Source organism: Microbulbifer sp. (assembly GCF_051659245.1).
In the GTDB taxonomy this organism is placed as follows: Bacteria; Pseudomonadota; Gammaproteobacteria; order Pseudomonadales; family Cellvibrionaceae; genus Microbulbifer.
Genome location: NZ_JBOFOC010000010.1, coordinates 94,015 through 117,082 on the forward strand (window position 1 = coordinate 94,015; position 23,068 = coordinate 117,082).

The window sequence follows — 23,068 nt, forward strand, 5'->3', positions numbered from 1 at the left end:
ACTGAAGTCGGAGGTATGTGATGAAAGTCAAGCAAGCAATGCACAAAGGGTGCACCTGGTGTTCTCCGGACTCATCCTTGCCGGAAGTGGCAAAGATCCTGCGCGACGAGGATATTGGCTCGGTGCCGGTCGGTGAGAATGACAAGCTGATCGGTATGGTGACCGACCGCGATATTTGCTGCCGCGGTGTGGCGGAAGGGCGCGACCTGTCCTCGCTGACCGCCCGGGATGTGATGACTGAGGGCGTCGCCTGGTGCTGGGAGGACGACGACCTGGATTCCGCTCTCCAGAAGATGGAGGAAAACCAGCTGCGCCGCATGCCGGTGATGAACAGTGAGAAGCGCATGGTGGGTATTCTGAGCTTGGGGGATATTACCCACTCAGCTCCTCCCCAGCAGGCCGCGGAATTCGCTTCCTCGGTTTCGGCGCACCATTAGAGAAGATGTTCGATCGGCAGCCGGCTGCCGATTCTCGAACCCAGCCTCTGCAATCAGCTGGTACCGGGATCGCGGGACAGTACTGTGCCGCCCCCGGTGCCAGTAGATCCTGCCATATAACAGGCTTCAACCCGCGCCTCCGCGGCCGGAAATAAAAAGAAGTGCATCCCTGCACATCAATACGAGACCGGTGGGCGTATACATCGGTCTGCCCCTGCCCAGAGATGCCGACTGGGGTTTGGGCCGGCCCTTCCATGGGCCGCGTTCAGCAGTTGGTGGTTTCCGGAAGATCAGCAATTAATCTAAATGCGAATCATTATCGTTAATTTTATACCGAGACTTTCCGCCGTGCAAGGAAATTTTGGGGATATACGGGGATCTGTTTTTGGGGGTGGCCGGGTGCGAGGTGTCAATCGCCTGTGCCTCCCCTCGCCGTTTTATGGATTTCTCTATCAGGCCACAGCTGTTGCTAGAGATGCGTTAACAATTGTGAATCTGGTATGGTGGCCGGAACAGTTAGCCACTAGTGTCCTGTCTGGTATCACTATTTAGTACCATACAGGACACTACTGTGAGGGAAATCCATGAAGGATCAGACAATCCATTGTAAGGCCGCTGTGGCCTGGGAAGCGGGCCAGCCGCTCTCCATCGAAACCGTCGAGGTAATGCCGCCGCAGAAGGGGGAAGTGCGTATCAAACTGGTGGCCACCGGCGTGTGCCACACCGACGCCTTTACCCTCTCCGGCGAGGACCCCGAGGGGATCTTCCCGGCCATTCTCGGCCACGAGGGCGGCGGTATCGTGGAATCCGTGGGCGAGGGGGTTACCAGCGTGCAGGTGGGAGACCATGTGATCCCGCTGTACACCCCCGAGTGCGGCGAGTGCAAATTCTGCAAGTCCGGCAAAACCAACCTGTGCCAGAAAATCCGCGAAACCCAGGGCAAGGGTTTGATGCCGGACGGCACCACGCGCTTTTCCATTGACGGTCAGCCCATCTATCACTACATGGGCACATCCACATTTTCCGAATACACGGTATTGCCGGAAATAGCCCTGGCCAAGGTGAATCCGCAGGCGCCGCTGAAGGAAGTGTGCCTGCTGGGCTGCGGCGTCACCACCGGCATGGGCGCGGTGATGAATACCGCGAAGGTGGAGCCGGGGGCGACGGTTGCGATATTCGGCCTCGGCGGCATCGGCCTGTCCGCGGTGATCGGGGCAACGATGGCCGGCGCCGGGCGGATTATCGGTATCGACATCAACGAATCCAAGTTCGACCTGGCGCGCAAACTCGGCGCCACCGAATGCATCAATCCCAAGCAGTACGACAAGCCGATTCAGGAAGTAATCGTCGAACTGACCGACGGCGGCGTGGACTATTCCTTCGAGTGTATCGGCAACGTAAAGGTAATGCGCGCGGCGCTGGAATGCTGTCACAAGGGCTGGGGGGAGTCGGTGATTATTGGCGTGGCCGGCGCCGGCCAGGAAATCTGCACCCGCCCGTTTCAGTTGGTGACCGGTCGCGTGTGGCGCGGCACCGCCTTCGGCGGTGTAAAAGGTCGCACGGAACTGCCGGACTATGTGGAGCGCTACCTGGCGGGGGAATTCAAGCTGGACGACTTTATCACCCACACCATGCCCTTGGAGGAAATTAACCAGGCCTTCGAACTGATGCACGAGGGAAAAAGTATCCGCAGCGTGATTCACTACGATTCATAAGGAAGGACGCAGATGAAACTCGAAGCTGCCAGCAGCACCAAGTCTTTCGACGGCTGGCAAAAACAGTTCTGTCACCACTCGGAAACCCTGCAGTGCGATATGCGCTTTGCGGTCTACCTGCCGCCGCAGATTGAGAAGGACACCCGCTTTCCGGTGCTCTATTGGCTGTCCGGCCTCACCTGCACCGATGAAAACTTTATGCAGAAGGCGGGCGCCCAGCGCATGGCTGCGGAACTGGGCATTGTGCTCGTGGCCCCGGATACCAGTCCCCGGGGCGAGGATGTGCCGGACGATCCGGGATACGATCTGGGGCTGGGTGCGGGTTTTTATGTCAACGCCACCCAGGAGCCTTGGAAGCATCACTACCGCATGTACGACTATGTACTGAAAGAACTGCCCGCACTGGTGGAACAGCACTTTCCGGTGAACGACCGCCGCGCCCTCGCCGGCCACTCCATGGGTGGGCACGGTGCGCTGGTGATCGGCCTGAAAAATATGGAACGCTACACATCGATTTCGGCGTTCAGCCCCATCTGCAACCCCATTGCCTGCCCCTGGGGAGAAAGGGCCTTTGCGGCCTACCTGGGAGCGGACAAATCCCTGTGGGAAGAATACGACGCGACGGTGCTGCTAAGCCGTGCCGGAGAGCGGATTCCCCTGCTGGTTTCCCAGGGGGATGCGGACGAATTCCTGGAAGAGCAATTGAAACCCCACGCGCTGCAGAGCGCAGCGGAAGCCAGCGGCTATCCGCTGAGGGTCGAGCACCACGCCGGTTACGATCACAGCTACTACTTCATCGCCAGCTTTATCGAGCAGCACCTGCGCTTTCACGCGGATTTTCTGCTCAGGGGTTGAGCCAGGTCGCCGGATTAGAATCTCTCGAAACACTCAACGCCCGTTCACCGTAAAAACGAGAATCCCATGAGAAGAAAGCTTCTGTTTCTGCTGGGCTGCACTTTTGCCGGTTTTTCCTCTGCCGATCAGCTCACCATCGAGAGAATATTCTCCGATCCTGCCCTGAGCGGTACTTCTCCCCGCGCCCTGGAATACTCTCCGGACGGCAGCCGGGTCACCTTCCTCAAGGGGCGGAAAACCGATTACAACCGCTACGACCTCTGGGAATACCATATCGACGACGGTGAGACCCGCATGCTGGTGGATTCCGATTCCCTCCACCGGGGCGAGGAGGTGCTCTCCGATGAAGAGAAGGCCCGCCGTGAACGCCAGCGTATCTATGGCAGCGGCATCATGGAGTACACCTGGTCCGACGACGGCAAATCGCTGCTGTTCCCCCTCGCCGGCGATATCTATTACTACGACCTGGGAAAAAAATCCGTGCGGCGGCTGACGGAAACCGAGGCTTTCGAAACCGACGTTCGTGTGTCGCCCAAGGGTAGCTATGTTTCCTTTATCCGCGACCGGGATATTTTTATCGTCGACCTGAAAACCGGCAAAGAGCGCCAGCTTACCCGCGACGGCGAGGGGTCGATAAAAAACGGCATGGCGGAATTCGTCGCCCAGGAGGAAATGGACCGCATGACCGGCTACTGGTGGTCGCCGGACGACCGCCATATCGCCTACCTGCAGGTGGACGAGTCAACTGTGGACGAGGTGACCCGCAGCGAGATCTATGCGGACCGCATCGATATGATCCGGCAGCGCTACCCCGCCGCCGGTCGCCCCAACGTGAAAATCAAACTGGGAGTGCTGGATATCGACTCCGGTGAGACCCGCTGGCTGGATCTGGGCAAAGACGAAGACATCTATATCCCGCGCGTGGATTGGGCGCGGGACAACCTGCTCAGTTACCAGTGGCAGAACCGCGACCAGCAGACCCTGGAATTGCGCCTGGTGGATATCGTCAGCAAAAAAACCCGAACCCTGGTGAAGGAAACCAGCGATACCTGGATCAACCTGCACAGCGACCTGGAATTCCTGGAGGACAGCGACCGTTTTGTCTGGGCCTCCGAGCGCAGCGGGTACAAACACCTGTACCTGTACGATCTCGACGGCAAACTGATCCGCCCCCTGAGCGCGGGGGAGTGGAGTGTCGACGCCCTCGCCGCCGTCGACGAAGAGAACGGCCGGGTTTACTTTACCGGGCGCCGGGATATGCCGCTGGAACGGCATCTCTACGCGGCGGCGCTGCACACCGAGACCCCGGAGAAACCGCAGAAAATCTCCACCCGCCGCGGCATGCACCGCATCGAGTTTGCCCAGGATGGTTCCGGCTACCTGGACGACTTCTCCAGCATCGACACCCCACCCCAAGTGAGCCTGCACAGGGCCAGCGGTGAGCGGATCACCTGGCTGGAAGAGAACGCGGTGAAGGAAGGCCACCCGCTGTTCCCTTACAAGAAGAGCTGGATCCGCCCCGAGTTCGGTTCCATCGAGGCGCCCGAGGGCCACAAGCTCTACTACCGCATGTACAAGCCCAGTGGCTTCGACCCGAAAAAGCGCTACCCGGTCATGGTCTATCTCTACGGCGGCCCCCACGTGCAACTGGTGACCAATAGTTGGGACAAGCCCTTTAATCAGTATATGGCGCAACAGGGCTATATCGTGTTCACCCTGGACAATCGCGGTTCCGCCAATCGCGGCAAAACGTTTGAAGATCCCATCTTCAAACGCATGGGATCGGTGGAAGTGGAAGACCAGGTCACCGGAGTTAAATTTCTGCGCACACTGCCCTATGTGGACGCGGAGCGCATCGGTGTCTACGGCCACAGCTACGGCGGTTATATGGCGTTGATGACCATGTTCAAGGCCGGCGACTATTTCAAGGCCGGGGTGTCCGGAGCGCCGGTTACCGACTGGTCCCTGTACGACACCCACTACACGGAGCGCTATATGGGTGATCCCAACAGGAACGGCAAAGCTTACGAAGCCTCCTCGGTATTTCCCTATGTGGATGGCCTCAAGGGCTCACTGCTGGTCTACCACGGTATGGCGGACGACAATGTGCTGTTTACCAATACCACCAGGTTGATCAAGGTAATGCAGGACAAGGGAATACAGTTTGAGCTGATGACCTACCCGGGCAAGAAGCACAGTCTGCGCGGCAAGCAGACGGGTATCCACCAGTACAGCATGATCAAGAGCTTCTTCGATCGGCAGCTGAAGGGTGCAGCCCAGTAATCAAGCAACTGGGAGGTCCCGCTGCCGAGGGCTTTTTACGAGACACGCTGTGAATACATCCTTGTAGCCTTGATTGCCCGTCCTGCAAATCCGCGGCTGAAAGAAAGGCGCACAATTTCCCGCTGTCGGCTTCCCTTCGCGGTCAGCAATCATCAGCTGTTCCTATACTGCAAATCTCATCGCTATTTTCGTTATCTCTAATTTCGCAGAGAGGACTGTCTCCGTGGCGCTGTGGAAACCCGACCCATCGTTCTATCCCTCGGCTAAAATGGCAATGCAGGCGCCGCCCGAGCGCCACGCTTATGTGGCGGCGCTTAACCCGAACGGCGGAGAAAAACCCGACGCCATCTGTGTGGTCGATCTGGACCCGGATTCCGCGACCTACAGCCAAGTGGTCGGCACGCTGGAGCTGCCCTATGTCGGCGACGAGCTGCATCATTTTGGCTGGAATGCCTGCAGTTCGGCACTGTGTCCGTTTGCGCCGCATCCGCACTTGGAGCGGCGCTACCTGGTGGTGCCCGGGCTGCGTAGTTCGCGCATCTATATCATCGACACCAAACCGGACCCTCGACAGCCACATATTGTAAAAACCCTGGAGCCGGACGAGGTCATCGGCAAGTCCGGTTACAGCCGCCCGCACACAGTGCACTGCGGACCGGACGCGATTTATATTTCCGCCATGGGCTCGGCCAAGGGCGACGAAGGCCCCGGCGGTATTTTCATGCTGGACCACTTCAGCTTCAGTGTGGTCGGTCCCTGGGAGCTGCACCGCGGCGATCAGGAGTTGGCCTACGATTTCTGGTGGCACCTCGCGGAAGATGTGCTGATCAGCAGCGAGTGGGCAAAGCCATCGCAGTTTGAAAACGGGCTGGTGCCGGAGGACTTGCTGGCGAACAAGTACGGCCATCGCATTCACTTTTGGGACCTGCGCAAAAGACGCCTGGCCCAGAGCATCGATATAGGCGCCGAACACCAGATGCTGCTGGAACTGCGCCCGGCCCACGACCCGACCAAGGACTACGGTTTTGCCGGAATCGTCATCAGTACCGAGGATCTGTCCGCATCCGTATGGACCTGGTATCGCGAGGGCGGTGAGTGGAAAATGAAGAAAACCATTTCCATTCCCGCCGTGCCGGCGGATGAGGAATCCCTCCCCGAAGCACTGAAGCCGTTCAAGGCGGTGCCGCCGCTGGTGTCGGATATCGATCTCTCCCTCGACGATCGCTTCCTGTATGTGTCCTGTTGGGGCACTGGCGAGTTGCATCAGTATGATGTGTCCGATCCTTTCAATCCCCGGCTCACGGGCAAGGTTGAGATCGGTGGAATCGTCGCCAGGAAGGGACACCCCAAAGAGAACCGGCAATTGCTTGGTGCGCCGCAAATGGTGGAAATCAGCCGCGACGGGCGCCGGGTCTATTTCACCAATTCGCTCTACAGCAGCTGGGACGACCAGTTTTATCCCGACAAGATGACGGGCTGGATGGTCAAGGTGAATGTCGATCCATCCGGGGGCATGGAACTGGACCCGGATTTTTTCGTCGACTTCGGAAAAACCCGTGTACACCAGGTAAGGCTGGAAGGTGGAGACGCTTCTACCGACTCATACTGTTTCCCTTCCTGAGGGACTCAGCCCCTGGCTGGTCATGATCGCCCTCGGTGCCTTTCACGGGCTCAACCCGGGGATGGGCTGGCTGTTTGCCCTGTCGCTGGGCTTGCAGCAACACAGCGGGCGGGTCATCTGGATATCACTGCTCCCCATTGCTGTCGGACACGCCGCGGCGATTGTCGCCGTTGTGTTGATCGTGCTTGCGGGACTGCAGATGATTTCATTCCATAGATTGCAGTGGCTTACCGCTGTACTGCTGCTGGGATTCGGCATCTACAAACTGTTCAACTACTACCGTCACCCGCGCTGGACCGGCATGAAAGTGGGGATGCGCGACCTGTTGTTGTGGTCATTTCTGATGGCTACGGCCCATGGCGCCGGTCTGATGGTCATCCCCGCGCTGCTGGGGGTGGCGGCGGAACAGAAATCCCATCACGCCGGGGGGCATCCGGCGATGCCCGAGGGAGGGGCCATGTTGTTGGCGGTGGGTGCCCATACCCTGTCGATGCTGCTGGTGATGGGGGCCGTCGCCTGGATTGTTTACCGCAGGCTTGGCCTGAACGTACTGCGGCAAAAGTGGATCAATTTTGATCTGATTTGGGCGGTCGCCCTGCTGGTTGTCGGTGGTGTGGCGCTGTGGATGGCGATCTGAACGTGAGGACGAGACTTGAGATCTTCTGCAGGCAGCCAAAAAAACTCTCCCTGTTGTCACAAAGAATTTTTTCAGGTGTTTTTTAAAATGCTATTGACAGTCTGATGGCGCCCTCTCAAAGAAAAGACTATTTTTTAGCACTGAAATGCCATTGATACGAAGAGGGTAAAATACCGCGCTTTGCTGCGAATATTTCGCGGCGCAGTGGCCTGTGCGAAAAGATTTCGTTTGGTGCGCTTTCTCACGGGAGGGTATTGACCTTTCCGGTGATGGGAACCTCGAGTGGATTCCAAAAGCCCGGGAAGTCAATTTCCGGGCTTTTTTCTGGCGTCATATTCCTTTCTTTGCTCTGCCGATATGTTAGCGCAACCAAAATGTCGTGATAACATCCCCGCTCTAGAAATAGAGCGAGCCCGCAAGGCTTTTCCCTGGTTTAAAACAATAAGCAAAACGAAATGGAATATTCACCGTTATCCCGGGGCTGGGCCCTGCCTCTCGGCTCCCTGCTTTTCATCTGTGCTCTCTACTGGAACGGCCACGGCACCGACCTGGGCTATTGGACCAGCTGGATGCAGCAGATGGCCCAGGGTTACGAACATGCCCAGGCCAATTACCCGCCCCTGCTACTGCACTGGTTCTGGTTGCTGGCAAAAATATTCGACTTCGCCGGATTTGAATATCCACCGGTTTCTCCCGTACAGCTGAAGTTTTTTGTATTGCTGCCGGTTTTGGCCACACAGCTGTGGCTCTGCCACCGGGTGGAATGCTCGCTGTGCGAGAGAAATGTACAGCCGTTGGAGAGCCCGGTGTTTTGGGCTGTGGTGGCGAGCCCGGCGCTGCTGCTGGATGGCCCAGTGTGGGGGCAGGTGGACCTCTTGCCCTTCCTGCCCATGTGGCTGTCCCTGGTGTACGCCTTTCGCGCGCGTTTTTTCGTTGCCGGCGCCGCGTTCGGGGTGGCATTGCTGTGGAAATTCCAGGCCATCGTCATCCTGCCGGTGTTGGTGGGGCTGTTTATGCGCCGCTGGCGCCTGCAGACCTGGTATTACGCCCCCCAGGCCCTGGCGGGGCTGCTGCTCGTTGGCCTGATTGGCTTCCTGCCGTTTATCTGGGTGGGGCGCTTTGCAGAAATGTTCCACGCCGCCTATCTGGGCAACACCGATATTTTTCCCTTCGCAACCTTTAATGCCGCCAATCTCTGGTATCTGCTCGTGGGCAATATCACAGACATGCACCAGCCGCTGCTGGCCGACGGCGGCTGGCTGACACCGCACAAATTGGGCCTGGTGCTTTTCGCTCTGGTGTCGGTCGTGTGCATGCTGCGCGCCTGGCTGGCCACCGAGCGCTTCGGGCAGGTCGTCGGCCTGGCGATGGTAATGGTGCTGGGCTTTTTTACCCTGGCGCCGTCGATGCACGAGCGCTACCTGTTCCTGCTGGTACCCTTGGCGGCGCTGGGCTGTGCGCGGGGGGAAATCCGCACCGGCTGGCTCCTGCTCGCCAACCTGGTGGTCGCCTGCAACATACTGCTGGTATTGCCCCTGGAGGGCGATGCCATCTGGCGGCAGCTCTCCTGGCTGGTGATCGTTCTCACCTTGTTTGCCCTGGCGACCCTGGGGCTGGGACTCCGCCTGCCCACCTCCGTGAAGATACCCCACGGAGGTGCCATAGCCGCCGCAGTGGTGGGCGGTTTTATGACTGTGCAGGTTTACCTGCTCCACAGCCTCAACCGGGTGGAGTTCGACCGCCTGGGGCGTGTCTACCTCAGCGATATCAAGGAGTCGTACTTCCACCAGGACTGGGGGCGCTTGAGTCGCGACGCCAGCGTCAGTAATGATCCACTGAACATCTACGGCCGGAGTTTTGACAAGGGGCTCGGGGTACACGCCTTCTCGAAAGTAGCCTACCGCATTCCGGAGGGGGCAAACTTCTTCCACAGCTACTACGGGCTGGACCGCGCCGGCGAGAGCGGCAGTGTGCGCTTCAACGTCCTCCTGGACGGCCGCACGGTCTGGTCCAGTGGCGCCGTCGGCTGGCAGCCGCCGCGGCAGGTGCTGCTGCCGCTGCGCGGAGCACGCGAGATAGTGCTGCAGGTGGATAGCCTGGGCAGTATCACCTCGGATCACGCGAATTGGGCGGAAGCGGGGCTCTGGAAGACGGCCCCCGGGGGCAGAATCCTGTCTCGCCAATAGGCGGGATTGGGGCCCAGGCGGAATTGCGCTGGAAATATTGGCCTGACCATCGCAATAATGCTGCGCGATTAGTCGCGGTTTATTTCTCTCTCTTTGGCCTCTATATCGTCAAATTCACCGGTGTTGTCGAAGGGATGGGATACCTCTTCGCGCAGTTTTTCTTCCAGGCCGTGCTCGCGCAGTGCGATACGAGCGCTGCGCGCGTAGGGGAGGTGTGGGTGAAGTAGAGTTTCATCGAAGACCCCTGTTGCAGGATGTGAGCGCAGTGTGCTGAACCGCGCCGTCGTGGTCGACAGCGGGATAGGTTTTTGCGACGGGCTGCCCGTCCTACAGCTGTTACCGGTAATAGCCCGCATGTTTTACTGGCGCTTGCTGTAGCCTCAGCAATTTATCAATGGAGGAAAGCCCAATGACCAAGGAGCTCGTTCTTTACACCAACCCCCAGTCCCGTGGCCGCATCGCGCGCTGGATGCTGGAAGAAGTGGGGGCGCCCTACAGCACGGAAATACTGGAGTACGGCGGCAGCATGAAATCGCCGGAGTATCTGGCCATTAACCCCATGGGCAAGGTGCCCGCTATTCGCCACGGGGACCAGGTGGTAACCGAGGGGGCTGCTATCTGCGCCTACCTGGCGGAAACTTTCCCCGAGGCGGGCCTGGCGCCCCGGCCGGAGGAGCGCGCCAGTTATTACCGCTGGCTGTTTTTTGTCGCCGGCCCCATGGAAGCCGCGATCACCGACCTCAAGGTATTCGGTGTGGAGCCTGAGCCGGAAAAGCAGATGATGGCGGGCTACGGCAGCTACGCCGCCGTGGTCGATAACCTGAGCCACTGGTTCAAGACCAACGCCTACGTGACCGGCGACCGCTTTACCGCAGCGGACGTGTATGTGGGGGCGCAGGTGAACTGGGGGATCAGTTTCGGCACCCTGGAGAAGCGCCCGGAGCTAGTCGACTATGCCGCCCGCGTTGCCGACCGCGATGCCTTCCGCCGCGCCACGGAAATGGACGAGGCGCTGGTGAAGGAAAAGGCGTAGCGCCTTTTTACCTCCGCTACCTCTGCCCCTGTAAGAGTGGCTGCCGGCAACGGGCTGCGAACCCGAGTTCGCGGCGGTCGCTCCTACAGCGGTGCTGAGCCGGCCCAGGGGCGGGCAGAACCTGTCTCTCAGATAGCTGGCTGGCCCGCGGCGCCGTTGGCAATGAGGTGGTACAGGTGCTGCTTCAGGTAGGCGCGCCGTTTCTTGAGGCTGTTGTAGTGCTCGTCGTCGGTGCCGATGCCACTCTCCTGCAGGCCGCGGATTTCCTTGTCGAGCCGTTCGTACTCCCGTCTGTCGATTCTGAACCCCAAGTCCTCGGCAGCCAGGCGTTTAATGGTCTCAATATACTCCGGGAAGTCGTGTTCGAGGGTGTGGGCAGTTATCGTCGGCATGGAGGCATCTCCTTTGGCTGGAAATGGGGGCCGCCAGTCAATGGTAGTGTGCCCGAGGGGCTGCCCGCCTGTCGACGTAATCAGGCGCCAGCATTGCCTGGATAGACAAATCTTGATACTAAACTAAGTGATAAATCTTCTTATTTGTGGTGGGTCCCAGGCGCACCGAAGTCGTAGGATGGGCAAAGCGCAGCGTGCCCATCAGGCGGCCAGTGATGGGCACACTGCGCTTTGCCCATCCTACGGGTATCGTTGCGCCCCTGCTTAGTTCGGACCACTGAGCTCAGTGATAGTGCAACTCGGTCGCCTTGCCGTGGAAGACCCTATACGCATAGATGGTATAGGCCAGTATCAGGGGCACCACGATCACCGCGCCCACCAGGATAAATATCAGTGACTCGGTGGCGCTGGCGGCCTCCCAGATGGTGATTTTGCCCGGTACGATTTCCGGGAAGAAACTGAACGCCAGGGCCGTGAAAGACAAAAGGAAAATCAGCAGCACATTCACAAAGGGAATCCAGCAGTGCCGGTCGTCCACCTTCGGCAGGCGCCGGAGCAGAATCTCGTTGGCGCCGAAGGCGAAAAAGCACAGCATCGGAATCAGCAGCACAAACATCACCAGCGGAAAAGTGAACCAACGGTCGAATACCCCGGGATTGACCATCGGGTTGACCAGGGAGACCGCAACCACACCGACAAAGGCCGCCCGCCCGGCGAGGTGCGTCCAGCGGATCGCGCGGTTCTGCAGTTTGCCCTCGGTTTTCATAATCAGCCACGCGGAACCGATATAGCTGTAGGCCGCGGTCACACCCAGCGCGCTCAGCGCGGAAAACAGCTGCGACGGCCAGCCGGGCTCGAAGCCCATCACGTACTGGCCGAGCATATAGCCCTGGGTCAGGGTGGTGAGCAGCGAGCCGATCTTGAAGGTGCGGTCCCAGGTCAGTTTTTGATCCACCGCCGCCTTGGCGCGGAAGTCGAATGCGACCCCACGTAATATCAGGCCCAGCAGCATGATTGCCACCGGAATATACAGGTGGGTCAGGATAAAACTGTGCGCGATGGGGAAGGCGATCAGCAGCAGCCCGATCGCCAGGACCAGCCAGGTCTCGTTGGCGTCCCAGAAGGGACCGATGGAGGCGATCATGGTGTCCCGTTGCGCCTCATCTTCCTCCCCCATGGGCAGCAGAATCCCCACGCCCAGGTCGTAGCCGTCGAGCACAGCGTAGAGCAGTATCGCGAGCCCCATCAGGCCTATAAAAACAACCGGCAGCCATTCGCTTGCAGTGAGTTCGTTCATTGTGTGTTGTCTCCAGCGGATTGCGGCAGGTTGGTGAGGGTGCCACCGCGAGCAGGCTCCGCCGTCTCGAATTCCTCGACTTCCACCGATTTCAGGGCCATCACCCGCAGGGTGTGGATATAGGCCCACATCAGCACCACGTAGACTGTGAGGTAGAGGGTCAGGGAAAAGCCCACGTTGGATGGCGGCACCGGCGTTATCGCGTCCGCGGTTCTGAGCACTCCGGTTACCAGCCAGGGCTGGCGCCCTATCTCGGTGACATACCAGCCGGCCAGGGTGGCCAGCCAGCCGGAGAAGGTCATCGCCACCACCACCTTGAGCATCCAGCGGGGCAGTTCCCCGCGCCGGTACAGGAGCCAACAGCCGGTCCATGCCGTCATCAGCATCAGCACACCGACGCCGACCATAATGCGAAAGCCGTAGAACAGCGGTTTCACCGGCGGGTGGTCGTCTTCGAAATCATTGAGCCCCTGGACCTCCCCGTCGAGGGTATGGGTCAGGATCAGGCTGGCCATTTTGGGCAGGGCTATTTCGAAATGGTTGCTCCTGGTCTCCTCGTCCGGAACCGCAAACAGGAGCAGGGGGACGCCGGTTTCCGTTTCCCAGATCCCCTCCATGGCGGCGATTTTTTGCGGCTGGTGTTCCAGGGTGTTGAGCCCGTGCAGGTCGCCGACAAACACTTGGGTGGGAGCGAGGATCGCCGCCACTATCAATCCGGTTTTCAGCGCCAGGCGCGGCGCCCGTTTCTCGTCGCCCTTGAGAATGCGGTAGGCGGAGAGCCCGGCGACAAAAAAGGACGCGGTGAGGCCGGAGGCCAGCAGCATATGGGTGAGCCGGTAGGGGAAAGACGGATTGAAGATCACTGCCAGCCAGTTTGCGGCATGGGCCACGCCATCGCGCATCTCAAACCCGGCTGGTGTCTGCATCCAGGAGTTGAGCGCCAGAATCCAAAAGGCGGACAGGGTGGTACCTATGGCCACGATCAGTGCGGAAAAGGTGTGGACCTTGCTCGGCACCCGGTTGATGCCGAACAGCATAATGCCCAGGAAGGTCGCCTCCAGGAAAAACGCCGTCAGCACCTCGTAGCCCAGCAGCGGTCCGGCGATATTGCCCACGGTTTCCATATAGCCCGGCCAGTTGGTACCGAACTGGAAGGACATGGTGATGCCGCTGACCACGCCCAGGGCGAAGTTGAGCGCGAAGACCTTCACCCAGAAGCGGTAGGTGCGCATCCACACCGGATTGTCCGTCTGGTCGAAGCGCAATTTGAAAAAGAAAAGAAACCAGCCCAGGGCGATGGTGATGGCGGGGAAGAGAATATGGAAGCTGATATTGGCTGCGAACTGTATTCTCGACAGCATCAGGGTGTCCAGCATAAAGACCTCTGCGGTATCGTGGTCGGGACTCGGGACTCGGGCGCTCCCCTCTCCCCTTTGGGGAGAGGGGTTGGGGGAGAGGGGCTCCCCTCAGCTCTTTCTACCTTTGAGCGCGAGCAGCTTGCTGAGCCCGGACCCCAGCCTCATCAGTTTTAGCAGGTCCTTCTGGTCCAGCCTGCTCAAAGTGTTGGCAAACCGGTCCAACAGTTCCAGCAGGTCGTACACCTCCTGCATCCTTTCCTGTGCCCGGGCCTCCTGTTCGTCCTGGGGCTCGTTCAGCAGCAGCTGGCGCAGCAATGACAGGGTAGGATCCAGCTCGCGCTTGCGCCGCTCCTCGAACACGGTGCGCGCCATATCCCAGATGGAGCCAGCGGCGGTAAAGTAGTCTTTCCGGTCCCCGGGTAAGTGGTGCAGTTCCACCAGGCGCCAAGCCTGCAGTTCCTTCAGCCCCATGCTCACATTGCCGCGGCTGATCTTCAGCGCCTGGGCCAACTGGTCCGCGTTCAGCGGCTCGGACTGGATGGTCAGCAGCGCCAGCATCTGTCCGACGGTGCGGTTGAAGCCCCAGCGGCTACCCATCTCCCCAAAATGCAGTACGAAGGCCTGGGCCTGGCTGGTCAGTTTCATAGGTTTCTTAAGTTTCAGAAAGTTCTGAAAATTATAAAGCTAAAGGGGTAGCTGTCAATCCTCCCGACGGGCTATCGAAGGATATCCAGTGCGGATTGATACCAGCCGTCGGGCACGATAAAGCCGCGGGTCCGCTCCCGGCCACCGATGAGCCCTGCGACGCAGAGCGGTCTGTGCAGCCCTTCGCTTTCGAGTATTTCCGCGAGCGCCGCGCAGGAGCAGGATTGCAAAACCCGGTAGTCCCGATCCGCCAGCCAGCCCTGTTTGGGCAGTGTCACCCAGTGGTAGGCTTCGGTGACAAAATGTTGCCGGAACTCGCCCGGCGCCGTCCACCAGTGGCTGGTGGGATTGATGTCAGCGTCCAGCGGCCGGTTCCTGTCGGCAAGGCGGCGAAACAGACGGCCGGGCATCAGCGTCCACTGGCGCCCGATCAGAATGCCTTCCTGCTGCAGGATCGCTTTCGCCGCCGGCTGTTCGATCACCGGCAACTGGTGATCGCGCATCCGCGCCAGTTTGATATCCAGTCGGTCGCGCAGGCCCGGGCCAACCCAGTAGTTATTATCCACCTGCAGATAAAACTTTGTCGCCAGCTCCCAGTGCTCGGTCCTGTCGGTGGGCAGGTGCCGCACCACAAAGTCCAGTTCGCCCAGGGTGCGGCCGCTGTCGCGCAAAGGCAGATTGCGGTGGCGTAATTCGTAGTGGGGGTGGTGGGTGAAGGCAAAGCTCCAGAGGTTTTCAAAATACACACCCAGGCGCTTGCTCGGCCCGCTTGCGACAAAGGTCTCCAGCTCCCGCTGTAGTCTGTTGCGGATTTCCTCCCGGGAGAAAAAGGACGACAGCTGCTCCCGGCGTTCATCCGGCAGCCAGGGCAGGCCCCAACCCCTGACAATGGAGGGAGTGCTCACCGACCAAATTAGGTTGGTCCAGTGGTCGGGTTCGACCATTGAATCCGTTTGGGCCATTTGTCGCCTCGACGAGTGGGGAGCTCCGCGGCGCTTTCCCCCGAGCTGTGCTAACTTTCAATGCGAATAAAAAATAATGCCTTAAAGGAGGCCGGTGTGGAATCAGAACCATTGATCTCGATCGGCCTGCCGATCTCCCTGTTTATCATCATGACCGGTATCGGCATGACCCTGACCGCCCGGGATTTTCACCAGGTGACGGTGAAACCAACCGGGCTGATCGTCGGAACCATTGCGCAAATCCTGGTGATGCCTCTGGTCGCCTTCGCCCTTTGCTGGATACTGGGCCTGCCGCCGGCCATAGCAGTCGGGCTGGTGATTATTGCCGCCTGCCCCGGCGGTACCACCTCCAATCTGTTCACTCTGCTGGCGCGCGGGAATGTGGCGCTGTCGATTGTGCTGACGGTGTCCGCGAGCATGATCACGATTCTGTCCCTGCCACTCTTCACCAATTACGCGCTGCAGGCCTATTTCGGCACCCAGCGGGAAATCGTGCTTCCGTTCGGCAAGACCGTCGCCATGCTGTCCGCGATAGTGCTGCTACCGGTGGCCATCGGCATGTTAGTGCGCGCCTGGCTGCCGCGGCTCGCCAGCCGCGCCGAGGGCGCGGTGAGCATATTTGGCGGCCTGGTGCTGGCGGTACTGGTGATCGGCCTGGTGTACGGGATTCGCGACCGCTTTGTGGAGCTCCTGGTGCAGGCCGGCCCCTCCGCCATTCTGCTCAATCTTCTCGGCGTCGCCGTCGGCCTGCTCTCCAGCCGTGCGGCCGGCCTGTCCCGGCGCGAGGCGCTGGCAGTGGCCACCGAGCTGGGCGTCAAGAATGGCACCCTCGGCCTGATGGTGACACTGACGTTGCTGCACTCCAGCGAGATGTCGATTCCCTCCGCCGTCTACGGCGTGCTGATGTTTCCGATCGGCTTCCTGCTGGCGGCCTATGGCCGGCGGGTTATTCCCGCGGGCAAGAAGGGCACCGCCGCGGTCGAGCCTGCCTAGAGTTCTCCCCCGGGACCGCGGAGCTCTTTACCAAAAGCGTGCTGAAGGCTCCAACCTGGGAGCGCCGAGCTCCAGCTCGGCATCCTCCTCCAGAGTCATGGCGCGCAGTCGCGCAGTACTGTGGGCGATGGTCCCAAGCTCACCCCCTGTTTCAGTGTTTCTTTTTTGCGCCTGCTTTGCAGGCGGTGCCGAGCTGGAGCTCGGCGTTCCCAGGGGCGGAGCTGGAGCCTTCAGCGCGTTCCGGGCAAAGAGCTCCGCGGTCCCGGGGGGACTATGGGGTCTTGTATTGGTTGAAGTGGTCGTTGTCGGTGGTGACCAGCTCCATCAGTTTCGGGTGCACGAACAGTTTTTCCTTGCCGGCCTGGATCTCGTTGAGCACGCCGATTTCGGCGAGCTTTTTCAGGTAGCTGGAGGCGGGTCTGGCGCTGTTCGACCAGGTTGCGTATGGCGGCGATCTTGCGGCTGGTCCACTGGGCGCTTTCGGTGACGGCTTCCAGCATAAATGTCGAAATAGTGGGAGTTTATCGACACATCGGCTCCACGTGTCGATGCCGTGAACATGAGTTGAGAACATGTCGAAATTTTATCGTTATTTCAACATGATATGAGGTTCGGGAGAGGAAAGCCTCAGAGCCTGTTTAGAATCTTGCGAAGAACCCTCCCGGCCCCGCGCTGGGCGTGCAGCACCATAGAACTTAAACAGGCTCTTAGACTGATCGAAAGTTGTCAGGAGTCTGATAAAGACCGCTTGTTCCCAAACGCCGAGTCCGGCAACCTCCAGAGCACCACTCCGCCCGCCACAAACAGCAGAATCACCGCCAACATCGAATAGCGCACATCGCCGAACCAGGCCCCAAAGAGCCCGAACAGCGGCGGGCCGATCAGTGCGGCGAACTTGCCCATCAGGTTGTAGAAGCCGAAAAACTCGCCGCTCATGTGGGCGGGGATCAGTCGCGCGTAGCAGGAGCGGCTCAGCGCCTGCACACCACCCTGCACCAGTCCCACCAGGATTGCGATTGCGAAGAATTCCCAGGGCGAGCGAATCAGTGCGCCCCAGATGCATACCAGGATATAAACTGCCAGGCCGATAGTGATGCCCCGCCGCGGGCCTATACGCTGGCCCAGGAGGCCGAAGGCAATGGCCGAGGGGAAGCCGATAAACTGCACCAGAAGCAGCGCGGTGATCAACTGGTCGCGCTCGAAACCCAGCGCGCGGCCGTAGGCCACCGCCATGCGAATCACCGTGCCCACGCCATCGATGTAGAGCCAGTAGGCGAGCAGGAAGATACATACCGACCGGTAGCGGCGCAGATTGCCCAGGGTGGTGCGCAGCTGCGCGAATCCCCGAAGCCAGGCAGAACGACCTCCCGCTGCGCCGACGGCCGGAGGCTCCGGTACCAGTAACAGTAGCGGCAGGGAAAACAGTGCCCACCAAATGGCGGTGGCCACAAAAGCGGCCAGCGCCGCTTGGGTGCTGTCGGCAAAGCCAAAGGCTTCCGGCCTGAGAGCTGCGACCACACAGCCGAGATACATCAGGCCGCCGCCGAGGTAGCCCAATCCGTAGCCCAGGCCTGATATTGCGTGCCACTGCGCCGGCGGCGCTACACTGGTCAGCAGTGCGTCGTACAGCAGGTTGGCTCCCATAAAGCCGACTGTGGCGCAGACAAACAGCAGCGACGCCGACAGCCAGGCACCTCCCGGAACACCGGCGAGCAGTCCGGTGGCAATCATCCCCGCCAGCGCGAACAGAAACAGCAACCGTTTGCGCGCCCCCGCGGCGTCCGCCAGTGCGCCGAGCAGGGGGGCGCTCAGGACGATCACCAGCGAAGCCGCGGAGTTACTCCAGCCCAGACGCAGGTTGGCCACCTCCGGTGTCGTCCCGACATTCCAGAAATCCTGGAACAGCAGCGGAAAAAATCCCGCCAGCACCACGGTAGCGAAGGCGGAATTTGCCCAGTCGTACAGGGCCCAGCCCCAGATGGTGCGCCGCCCGCGCCTCGCGCCACTGCCCTGCATAAATTCTTCCGTGACCACATTGGCGTATTCCTGCTCAGCATAGCTGCCCCCGGCCGGGCCGAAAAAAGGCGTTCATTTTTCCCTCGTCGGGGAGAGGGGCTCTTATCCTTGCTGGAGTTCTTACACGGCTTCCGGGAGGAGCGATCATGTCCGAGCGATTTATCGTATTACAAAGTTCCAGCGCGGTGATCCCCGCCAGTGCGAGCATGGGTGGGGTCGCCATCGCACATGCGCCGGTTGAGACCCTGTCGCTGACCGAGGTGGATCTGAGCAAGGCCGAGCACGCGAGCCTGCGGCACGACCCGCGTACCCGGGCCATAGCGCGAGCCATGCCGATGAAGCTCATAGAGCCCGTCGAGTCCGGGGCGGTGACAGAGCCCCAGGCCGGCGGGGAAACCTGGGGCGTGAAGGCGGTGGGCGCGCCGGATTCGCCGTTCAGTGGAGAGGGCGTCACCGTGGCGGTGCTCGATACCGGCATAGACCCGGACCACCCGGCGTTCCAGGGTGTGGAGCTGGTGCGCAGGAATTTCACCGACGGCGGCGACGACGACCAGCACGGCCACGGAACCCACTGCGCCGGCACCATCTTCGGGCGCGACGTGGACGGCCTGCGCATCGGTGTGGCCCCCGGCGTCCGACGCGCGCTGATCGGCAAAGTGCTGGGACCGGGCGGCGGCTCCTCCGCGAGCATTGCCCGTGCCATTCAGTGGGCGGTCGACGAGGGTGCCCATGTGATCTCCATGTCCCTGGGTATCGATTTCCCGGGCTTCGTCGACGAGCTGGTGCACCGCGAGGGGCTGGACATCAATCCGGCCACCTCCATCGCCCTTGAGCAGTACCGCGCGAACGTCAATCTGTTCAATGAACTGGCCGGTTTCGTGAACTCCATCGGTGCCTTCGGCCATGGATCGATCATCGTCGCCGCCTCCGGCAATGAGAGCAACAGACCCCAGTTCGAAATCGCCGTGGCGCCACCGGCGGCGGGCACCGGCATCGTCGCTGTGGGCGCTTTGCAAGAGGGAGCCGACGGGCTGCGCGTGGCCTCGTTTTCAAACACCGAAGTGGACGTGTCCGCCCCCGGGGTAGGTGTGATCTCCGCGCGGCCGGGCGGCGGCCTGGTGTCCATGAGCGGCACCAGCATGGCCACCCCCCACACCGCCGGCGTGGCGGCGCTGTGGGCGGAAAAACTCAAGCGGCAAAACGGTGGCATCGAGAGCGGCGCGCTGCTCGCGCAGCTGGTCGCCCGCGCCGACCGGACACTGTTGGCGGACGGCGCTGAAGAGGAGGACGTGGGCAGTGGCATAGTGCGGGCGCCGCTGGAATAAGAACTTATGCCAGGCCCGGCGCGACTAGCTCGCTTCGCAGAGCGCTAGGTTCTTCATTGCCTGGGCGAATTGACCTACGTGGCGAAGGTTAAGTTGGCCCGCACACTACTGAGCAGGTGGGCTATTGGGTATTTTAGTAGGGGCTTTCTTGTGGGACTTTATTTGAGTCCCCAAAATTCCGTTGAAAATAAAAAGGCCTGCCGATTATTGACAGGCCTTTATTGTTTTCAGGGGGAGCTGGTGCTTTATAGGCTGCGTGTTTTACGCAGGACCACCAGAGACAACAGTAACAGGATCAGTGCCGGACCCGCGGATCCACCGCTGCCGCCACCGCTCGGATAGGCACGCTTGCCTCTGAAGGCCGGTTGGGACTTGTCTTGCCTGTGTTGCTGCACCGGAGCAGAAGAGCGCTGCTGGCGAGCGGCCCTTTCCCTCTCCACCCGGGCTTTGTTATCCCGTGCGATGCCCTGTTGTTCAAATATGGGCTCCTCCACGACCACCAGCGAGGTGTAGGGGGTAACCAGGCCGTATTCAACCGCGAGATCCACAATCGCATTTTCACTGTCGGCGTTGTGGCCCAGATAGTCCATCCTGTTCTGGATGTCTTCAATGGTGGCGTAGGCCCACAGGCGCTCGAGTTCCGGATTCCGGATATCGGTTGCCGGGAACTGCAGGTCGGAGGTGTACCGCACCTTCTGGCCCGATACCTTGCCTTCGATCGCGAGCCTGGCCTGGCCATCGCCCCAGTAGTGGCCGAACACGATGAGTTGCTGCCCCCGGTACAGGGAACCGATCCGCTCTGGGCTGAGATCGCGGACCTTGACCCCGGACTTTTTTGTTCCGGTAATGGTCAACGCGATATCGCGATAGGCCTGGTGGCGCAGCTTGTCCGCCGCCTGTACCAGCCGGCCGGAGATATCATCGCTATTGGAAATGGCCATCGCAAAGCCATTGGACACCTTTGCCATTGCCTCCAGTAGCGGCCGGTTGGCGCTGTTGCCCATCACAAAGGTAAACAGGCGTATATCGTGTTGCTCAAGCAGCTTCAGGAACGCCTTTTTTTCCACCACGCCCACATTGGCAACGCCGTCCGTCACCAGGATCACTGCGCTGGGCCTGTCCGAATCGAGGCCTTGGTACGCGGTCTTCAGGCCGGCAAACAGATTGGTCCCATTGTTCGGCCGGATGGATTCCAGCTGCTGCAGGTAGTGCGCCACGTTGGCATCGTTTACGGTTACGTAGCCCCGGGTCAACTCCCGGGCGTGGTCATTGAACAACACCAGCCGGAAGCGGTCCCCGGGCTGCAGTTTGCCCAGTCCCTTGCGCACACCCTCGGCAAGGCTGTGGTATTTCCCTTCCATGGAGCCGGAAATATCCAGCACAAACGTCCAGTCCCGACCCTGCTGCACCGGGCCCAGGTCATCCCCCGGGGTCAGCGTCAGCATAAAGGTACCGCGATCGCTCCCCTCGGGGCGGTAGGTGACCATATCCACACTGCCGGGTAGACCCTGCTGGTGCCGCCAGTAAACGACGATGTCCTTGTCCAGGGTAAAGGCGCTGCCTGTCGATGGAATGGACGGCTGTGCGCTGCCTTCCTCGCTGGCGACAGCGGCAGCGCCTGCGGTGTTGGCGAAGGACACTTGCCACTCTTGATCAGACTGACCCTGGACCTGCGCCTGCGGGTGTGCCGGCAGGAGAAACTGGTCGATCGGGTAGGAGGAACGCATGGTCAGGTTGAAGCTGAAGGCCTCCTGCACCTGTTGCTGGTAGGTCCAGAAGGCCATGCGTTCCTCGTCGACACCGCCTTCCTCCAGTGGATAGACGTAGCGTCCGATGCCCAGGTCGGCGTGTACGGGCTGGATATAGACCAGCCGGATGCGCACTGAGTCCTGTGGCAGTACCGGGTATACGCGGCTGTCAAAACTGCGGTATTCATCCTGCTCCGTCAGCGCTGTATTTCTGCCCTGGGCCTTCTCCTGCTCGTACAGGGTGCGCGCCTGTTGCTTCGGTAGTACCTCCCCGGTAACCGGTTTGCCGTCAATCCAGTAAGTGAATTCGCCCACCGATGCCTTTTTCGGTACCGGGAAGCTATAGATGGCCTCCAATGTCTGGTCGTGGGGATTGAAGAACGTCTGGTCTACCTCGGTAACCGCATAGCCATCCTCAACCACGACATTGACGTGGTGCTCCTTGATCTGTAGCTCGGGAAGGGCGCTGTCGGCGGGCGTCAGCAGGCCGGCCGCCATGACCAGCTGCGGGGCCAGGGTGCCCACCAGTAGCAACACCAGCCAGTGAATCGGGTTGCGCGATAAAGGTTGCATTGTTGGTTCCTCCGGATGCCGTTTCGAGGCTGAAATGAAATGCGCGCCGGGATAGCCCGCGCTGCCGGAGTATTTAGTACCAGGGGCTCACATCAATCACCCAAAACCGGTAAAGTGGCGAAAAGCAGTCCAAAAAGTACTAAATAACGATACTTTGTTGTTATAGGAGGCGGGGAAATATGAGCCAGGTGCAGGCACTGATGAAGACCTTGAAGCGCGAGCTCAAGGCGCAGGGGGCCACTTATGCCGAGATCGCAAAGCAGTTACAGCTGTCGGAAAGCAGCATCAAGCGCCTCTTCTCCGGGGGCTCGCTGTCCGTTGCGCGGCTGGAGACGCTGTGCGAGATCGCCGGCATGGACTTCTCTGAACTGGTGCGCAAGGCCACAGAAGCGCGCAGGGGTATCGCGACACTCACAGAGGAGCAGGAGCGGGAAGTGGCCGGTGATCTGCGCCTGTTGCTGGTGACCGTATGCGTGCTCAACTATTGGACCGTTGAACAGATTCTCGAGACCTACGAACTCACGGAGCCGGAATGTATCCGGTTGCTGGCGAGACTGGACCGGTTGAAATTGATCGAACTGTTGCCGCTGAACCGCTACCGGGTGATTGTCGCCAAGGAGTTCCGCTGGCTGCCCAACGGCCCGATCCAGCGATTTTTCCAGAAAGAGGTTCAGCCGGATTTTCTCGCCTCGAGCTTCTCCGGCCCCGGGGAGAAACTGGGGTTTCGCACCGGGATGCTGTCGCGCGCCGCGAATGCAGAACTGATGAAGAAAATGGACCGCCTGCTGGAACAGTTCGATGAACTGCACGATGCGGGCACCAGCCTTGCCCTTGACGAGCGCTTCGGTTCCAGCTTGCTGGTTGCGCTGCGCCCCTGGGAATTGCAATATTTCAGTCGGTTGCGCCGCAGCAGTATGGAGAAGTCATTCCCCAAATAATGCTTATGTACTATGGAGGTAACTATTCTCCCCCCTGTAGGAGCGGGCCATGCC

20 protein-coding genes are annotated in these 23,068 nt (G+C 60.2%); 11 read left to right on the plus strand and 9 right to left on the minus strand.

Annotated features, from left to right (window positions below; genetic code table 11):
- Nucleotides 1-20 precede the first annotated feature (20 nt).
- From ACRC0P_RS01120 to ACRC0P_RS01150, 7 genes are all read left to right on the plus strand, one after another.
- Entirely contained in the window at nt 21-437 is a 417-nt protein-coding gene (locus ACRC0P_RS01120; RefSeq protein WP_438627673.1) for a CBS domain-containing protein, read from the plus strand.
- Nucleotides 438-1,021: 584 nt separating this feature from the next.
- Nucleotides 1,022-2,152: an S-(hydroxymethyl)glutathione dehydrogenase/class III alcohol dehydrogenase gene (locus tag ACRC0P_RS01125; RefSeq protein WP_438627675.1), complete on the plus strand. Its 1,131-nt coding sequence runs from the start codon at nt 1,022-1,024 to the stop codon at nt 2,150-2,152.
- A 12-nt stretch (nt 2,153-2,164) separates the two neighbouring features.
- Nucleotides 2,165-3,007: an S-formylglutathione hydrolase gene (gene fghA / locus ACRC0P_RS01130; RefSeq protein ID WP_438627677.1), complete on the plus strand. Its 843-nt coding sequence runs from the start codon at nt 2,165-2,167 to the stop codon at nt 3,005-3,007.
- A 66-nt stretch (nt 3,008-3,073) separates the two neighbouring features.
- Complete coding sequence (locus ACRC0P_RS01135) at nt 3,074-5,290, plus strand: S9 family peptidase (RefSeq protein ID WP_438627679.1); 2,217 nt, start codon at nt 3,074-3,076, stop codon at nt 5,288-5,290.
- 223 nt (nt 5,291-5,513) lie between these two features.
- Nucleotides 5,514-6,911 (plus strand): selenium-binding protein SBP56-related protein, encoded by a 1,398-nt coding sequence (locus ACRC0P_RS01140; RefSeq protein ID WP_438627681.1) that lies wholly within the window; start codon nt 5,514-5,516, stop codon nt 6,909-6,911.
- A 22-nt stretch (nt 6,912-6,933) separates the two neighbouring features.
- Complete coding sequence (locus tag ACRC0P_RS01145) at nt 6,934-7,548, plus strand: hypothetical protein (protein ID WP_438627683.1); 615 nt, start codon at nt 6,934-6,936, stop codon at nt 7,546-7,548.
- A gap of 455 nt (nt 7,549-8,003) precedes the next feature.
- Nucleotides 8,004-9,734 carry an NPCBM/NEW2 domain-containing protein gene (locus tag ACRC0P_RS01150; protein WP_438627685.1) on the plus strand — a complete coding sequence of 577 codons (1,731 nt, stop codon included), beginning with the start codon at nt 8,004-8,006 and terminating at the stop codon, nt 9,732-9,734.
- Nucleotides 9,735-9,802: 68 nt separating this feature from the next.
- Here the strand turns inward: ACRC0P_RS01150 and ACRC0P_RS01155 are convergent, their stop codons facing one another.
- Nucleotides 9,803-10,090 carry a hypothetical protein gene (locus tag ACRC0P_RS01155; protein WP_438627687.1) on the minus strand — a complete coding sequence of 96 codons (288 nt, stop codon included), beginning with the start codon at nt 10,088-10,090 and terminating at the stop codon, nt 9,803-9,805.
- Nucleotides 10,091-10,143: 53 nt separating this feature from the next.
- Between ACRC0P_RS01155 and ACRC0P_RS01160 the strand changes: the two genes are divergently transcribed.
- A complete protein-coding gene (locus tag ACRC0P_RS01160; RefSeq protein ID WP_438627689.1) occupies nt 10,144-10,767 on the plus strand; it encodes a glutathione S-transferase family protein in 624 nt (207 codons plus the stop codon).
- A 128-nt stretch (nt 10,768-10,895) separates the two neighbouring features.
- Here the strand turns inward: ACRC0P_RS01160 and ACRC0P_RS01165 are convergent, their stop codons facing one another.
- The 5 genes from ACRC0P_RS01165 to ACRC0P_RS01185 all read right to left on the minus strand — a co-directional run bounded on the left by ACRC0P_RS01165 (nt 10,896) and on the right by ACRC0P_RS01185 (nt 15,421).
- Nucleotides 10,896-11,159, minus strand: a complete 264-nt coding sequence (locus tag ACRC0P_RS01165; RefSeq protein ID WP_308366108.1) for a YdcH family protein — start codon at nt 11,157-11,159, stop codon at nt 10,896-10,898.
- A gap of 283 nt (nt 11,160-11,442) precedes the next feature.
- Entirely contained in the window at nt 11,443-12,456 is a 1,014-nt protein-coding gene (locus ACRC0P_RS01170) for a cytochrome d ubiquinol oxidase subunit II (RefSeq protein ID WP_438627691.1), read from the minus strand.
- Nucleotides 12,453-13,832 (minus strand): cytochrome ubiquinol oxidase subunit I, encoded by a 1,380-nt coding sequence (locus ACRC0P_RS01175; protein WP_438627693.1) that lies wholly within the window; start codon nt 13,830-13,832, stop codon nt 12,453-12,455. The genes ACRC0P_RS01170 and ACRC0P_RS01175 overlap by 4 nt, the downstream gene beginning before the upstream one ends.
- Before the next feature lie 90 nt (nt 13,833-13,922).
- On the minus strand, nt 13,923-14,459 hold the full coding sequence (locus ACRC0P_RS01180) for a GbsR/MarR family transcriptional regulator (protein ID WP_438627695.1): 537 nt from the start codon (nt 14,457-14,459) through the stop codon (nt 13,923-13,925).
- A gap of 71 nt (nt 14,460-14,530) precedes the next feature.
- On the minus strand, nt 14,531-15,421 hold the full coding sequence (locus ACRC0P_RS01185) for a DUF1853 family protein (RefSeq protein ID WP_438627697.1): 891 nt from the start codon (nt 15,419-15,421) through the stop codon (nt 14,531-14,533).
- A 96-nt stretch (nt 15,422-15,517) separates the two neighbouring features.
- On the opposite strand from ACRC0P_RS01185, the gene ACRC0P_RS01190 reads away from it, so the two are divergent.
- Nucleotides 15,518-16,414 (plus strand): bile acid:sodium symporter family protein, encoded by an 897-nt coding sequence (locus tag ACRC0P_RS01190; RefSeq protein WP_438627699.1) that lies wholly within the window; start codon nt 15,518-15,520, stop codon nt 16,412-16,414.
- A 271-nt stretch (nt 16,415-16,685) separates the two neighbouring features.
- On the opposite strand, the gene ACRC0P_RS01195 is transcribed toward ACRC0P_RS01190, so the two are convergent.
- Nucleotides 16,686-16,793 (minus strand): hypothetical protein, encoded by a 108-nt coding sequence (locus ACRC0P_RS01195; protein WP_438627700.1) that lies wholly within the window; start codon nt 16,791-16,793, stop codon nt 16,686-16,688.
- 347 nt (nt 16,794-17,140) lie between these two features.
- A complete protein-coding gene (locus tag ACRC0P_RS01200) occupies nt 17,141-18,448 on the minus strand; it encodes an MFS transporter (protein ID WP_438627702.1) in 1,308 nt (435 codons plus the stop codon).
- Between the two features lie 128 nt (nt 18,449-18,576).
- Here ACRC0P_RS01200 and ACRC0P_RS01205 point away from each other — a divergent pair, with 128 nt between their 5' ends.
- On the plus strand, nt 18,577-19,755 hold the full coding sequence (locus tag ACRC0P_RS01205) for a S8 family peptidase (RefSeq protein WP_438627704.1): 1,179 nt from the start codon (nt 18,577-18,579) through the stop codon (nt 19,753-19,755).
- Nucleotides 19,756-20,000: 245 nt separating this feature from the next.
- Here ACRC0P_RS01205 and ACRC0P_RS01210 read toward each other — a convergent pair whose 3' ends face one another.
- Nucleotides 20,001-22,076, minus strand: coding sequence for a VIT and vWA domain-containing protein (locus ACRC0P_RS01210; protein ID WP_438627706.1), 2,076 nt, complete (start codon nt 22,074-22,076; stop codon nt 20,001-20,003).
- A gap of 179 nt (nt 22,077-22,255) precedes the next feature.
- Here ACRC0P_RS01210 and ACRC0P_RS01215 point away from each other — a divergent pair, with 179 nt between their 5' ends.
- A complete protein-coding gene (locus ACRC0P_RS01215; protein ID WP_438627708.1) occupies nt 22,256-23,014 on the plus strand; it encodes a helix-turn-helix domain-containing protein in 759 nt (252 codons plus the stop codon).
- Nucleotides 23,015-23,068: the final 54 nt, after the last annotated feature.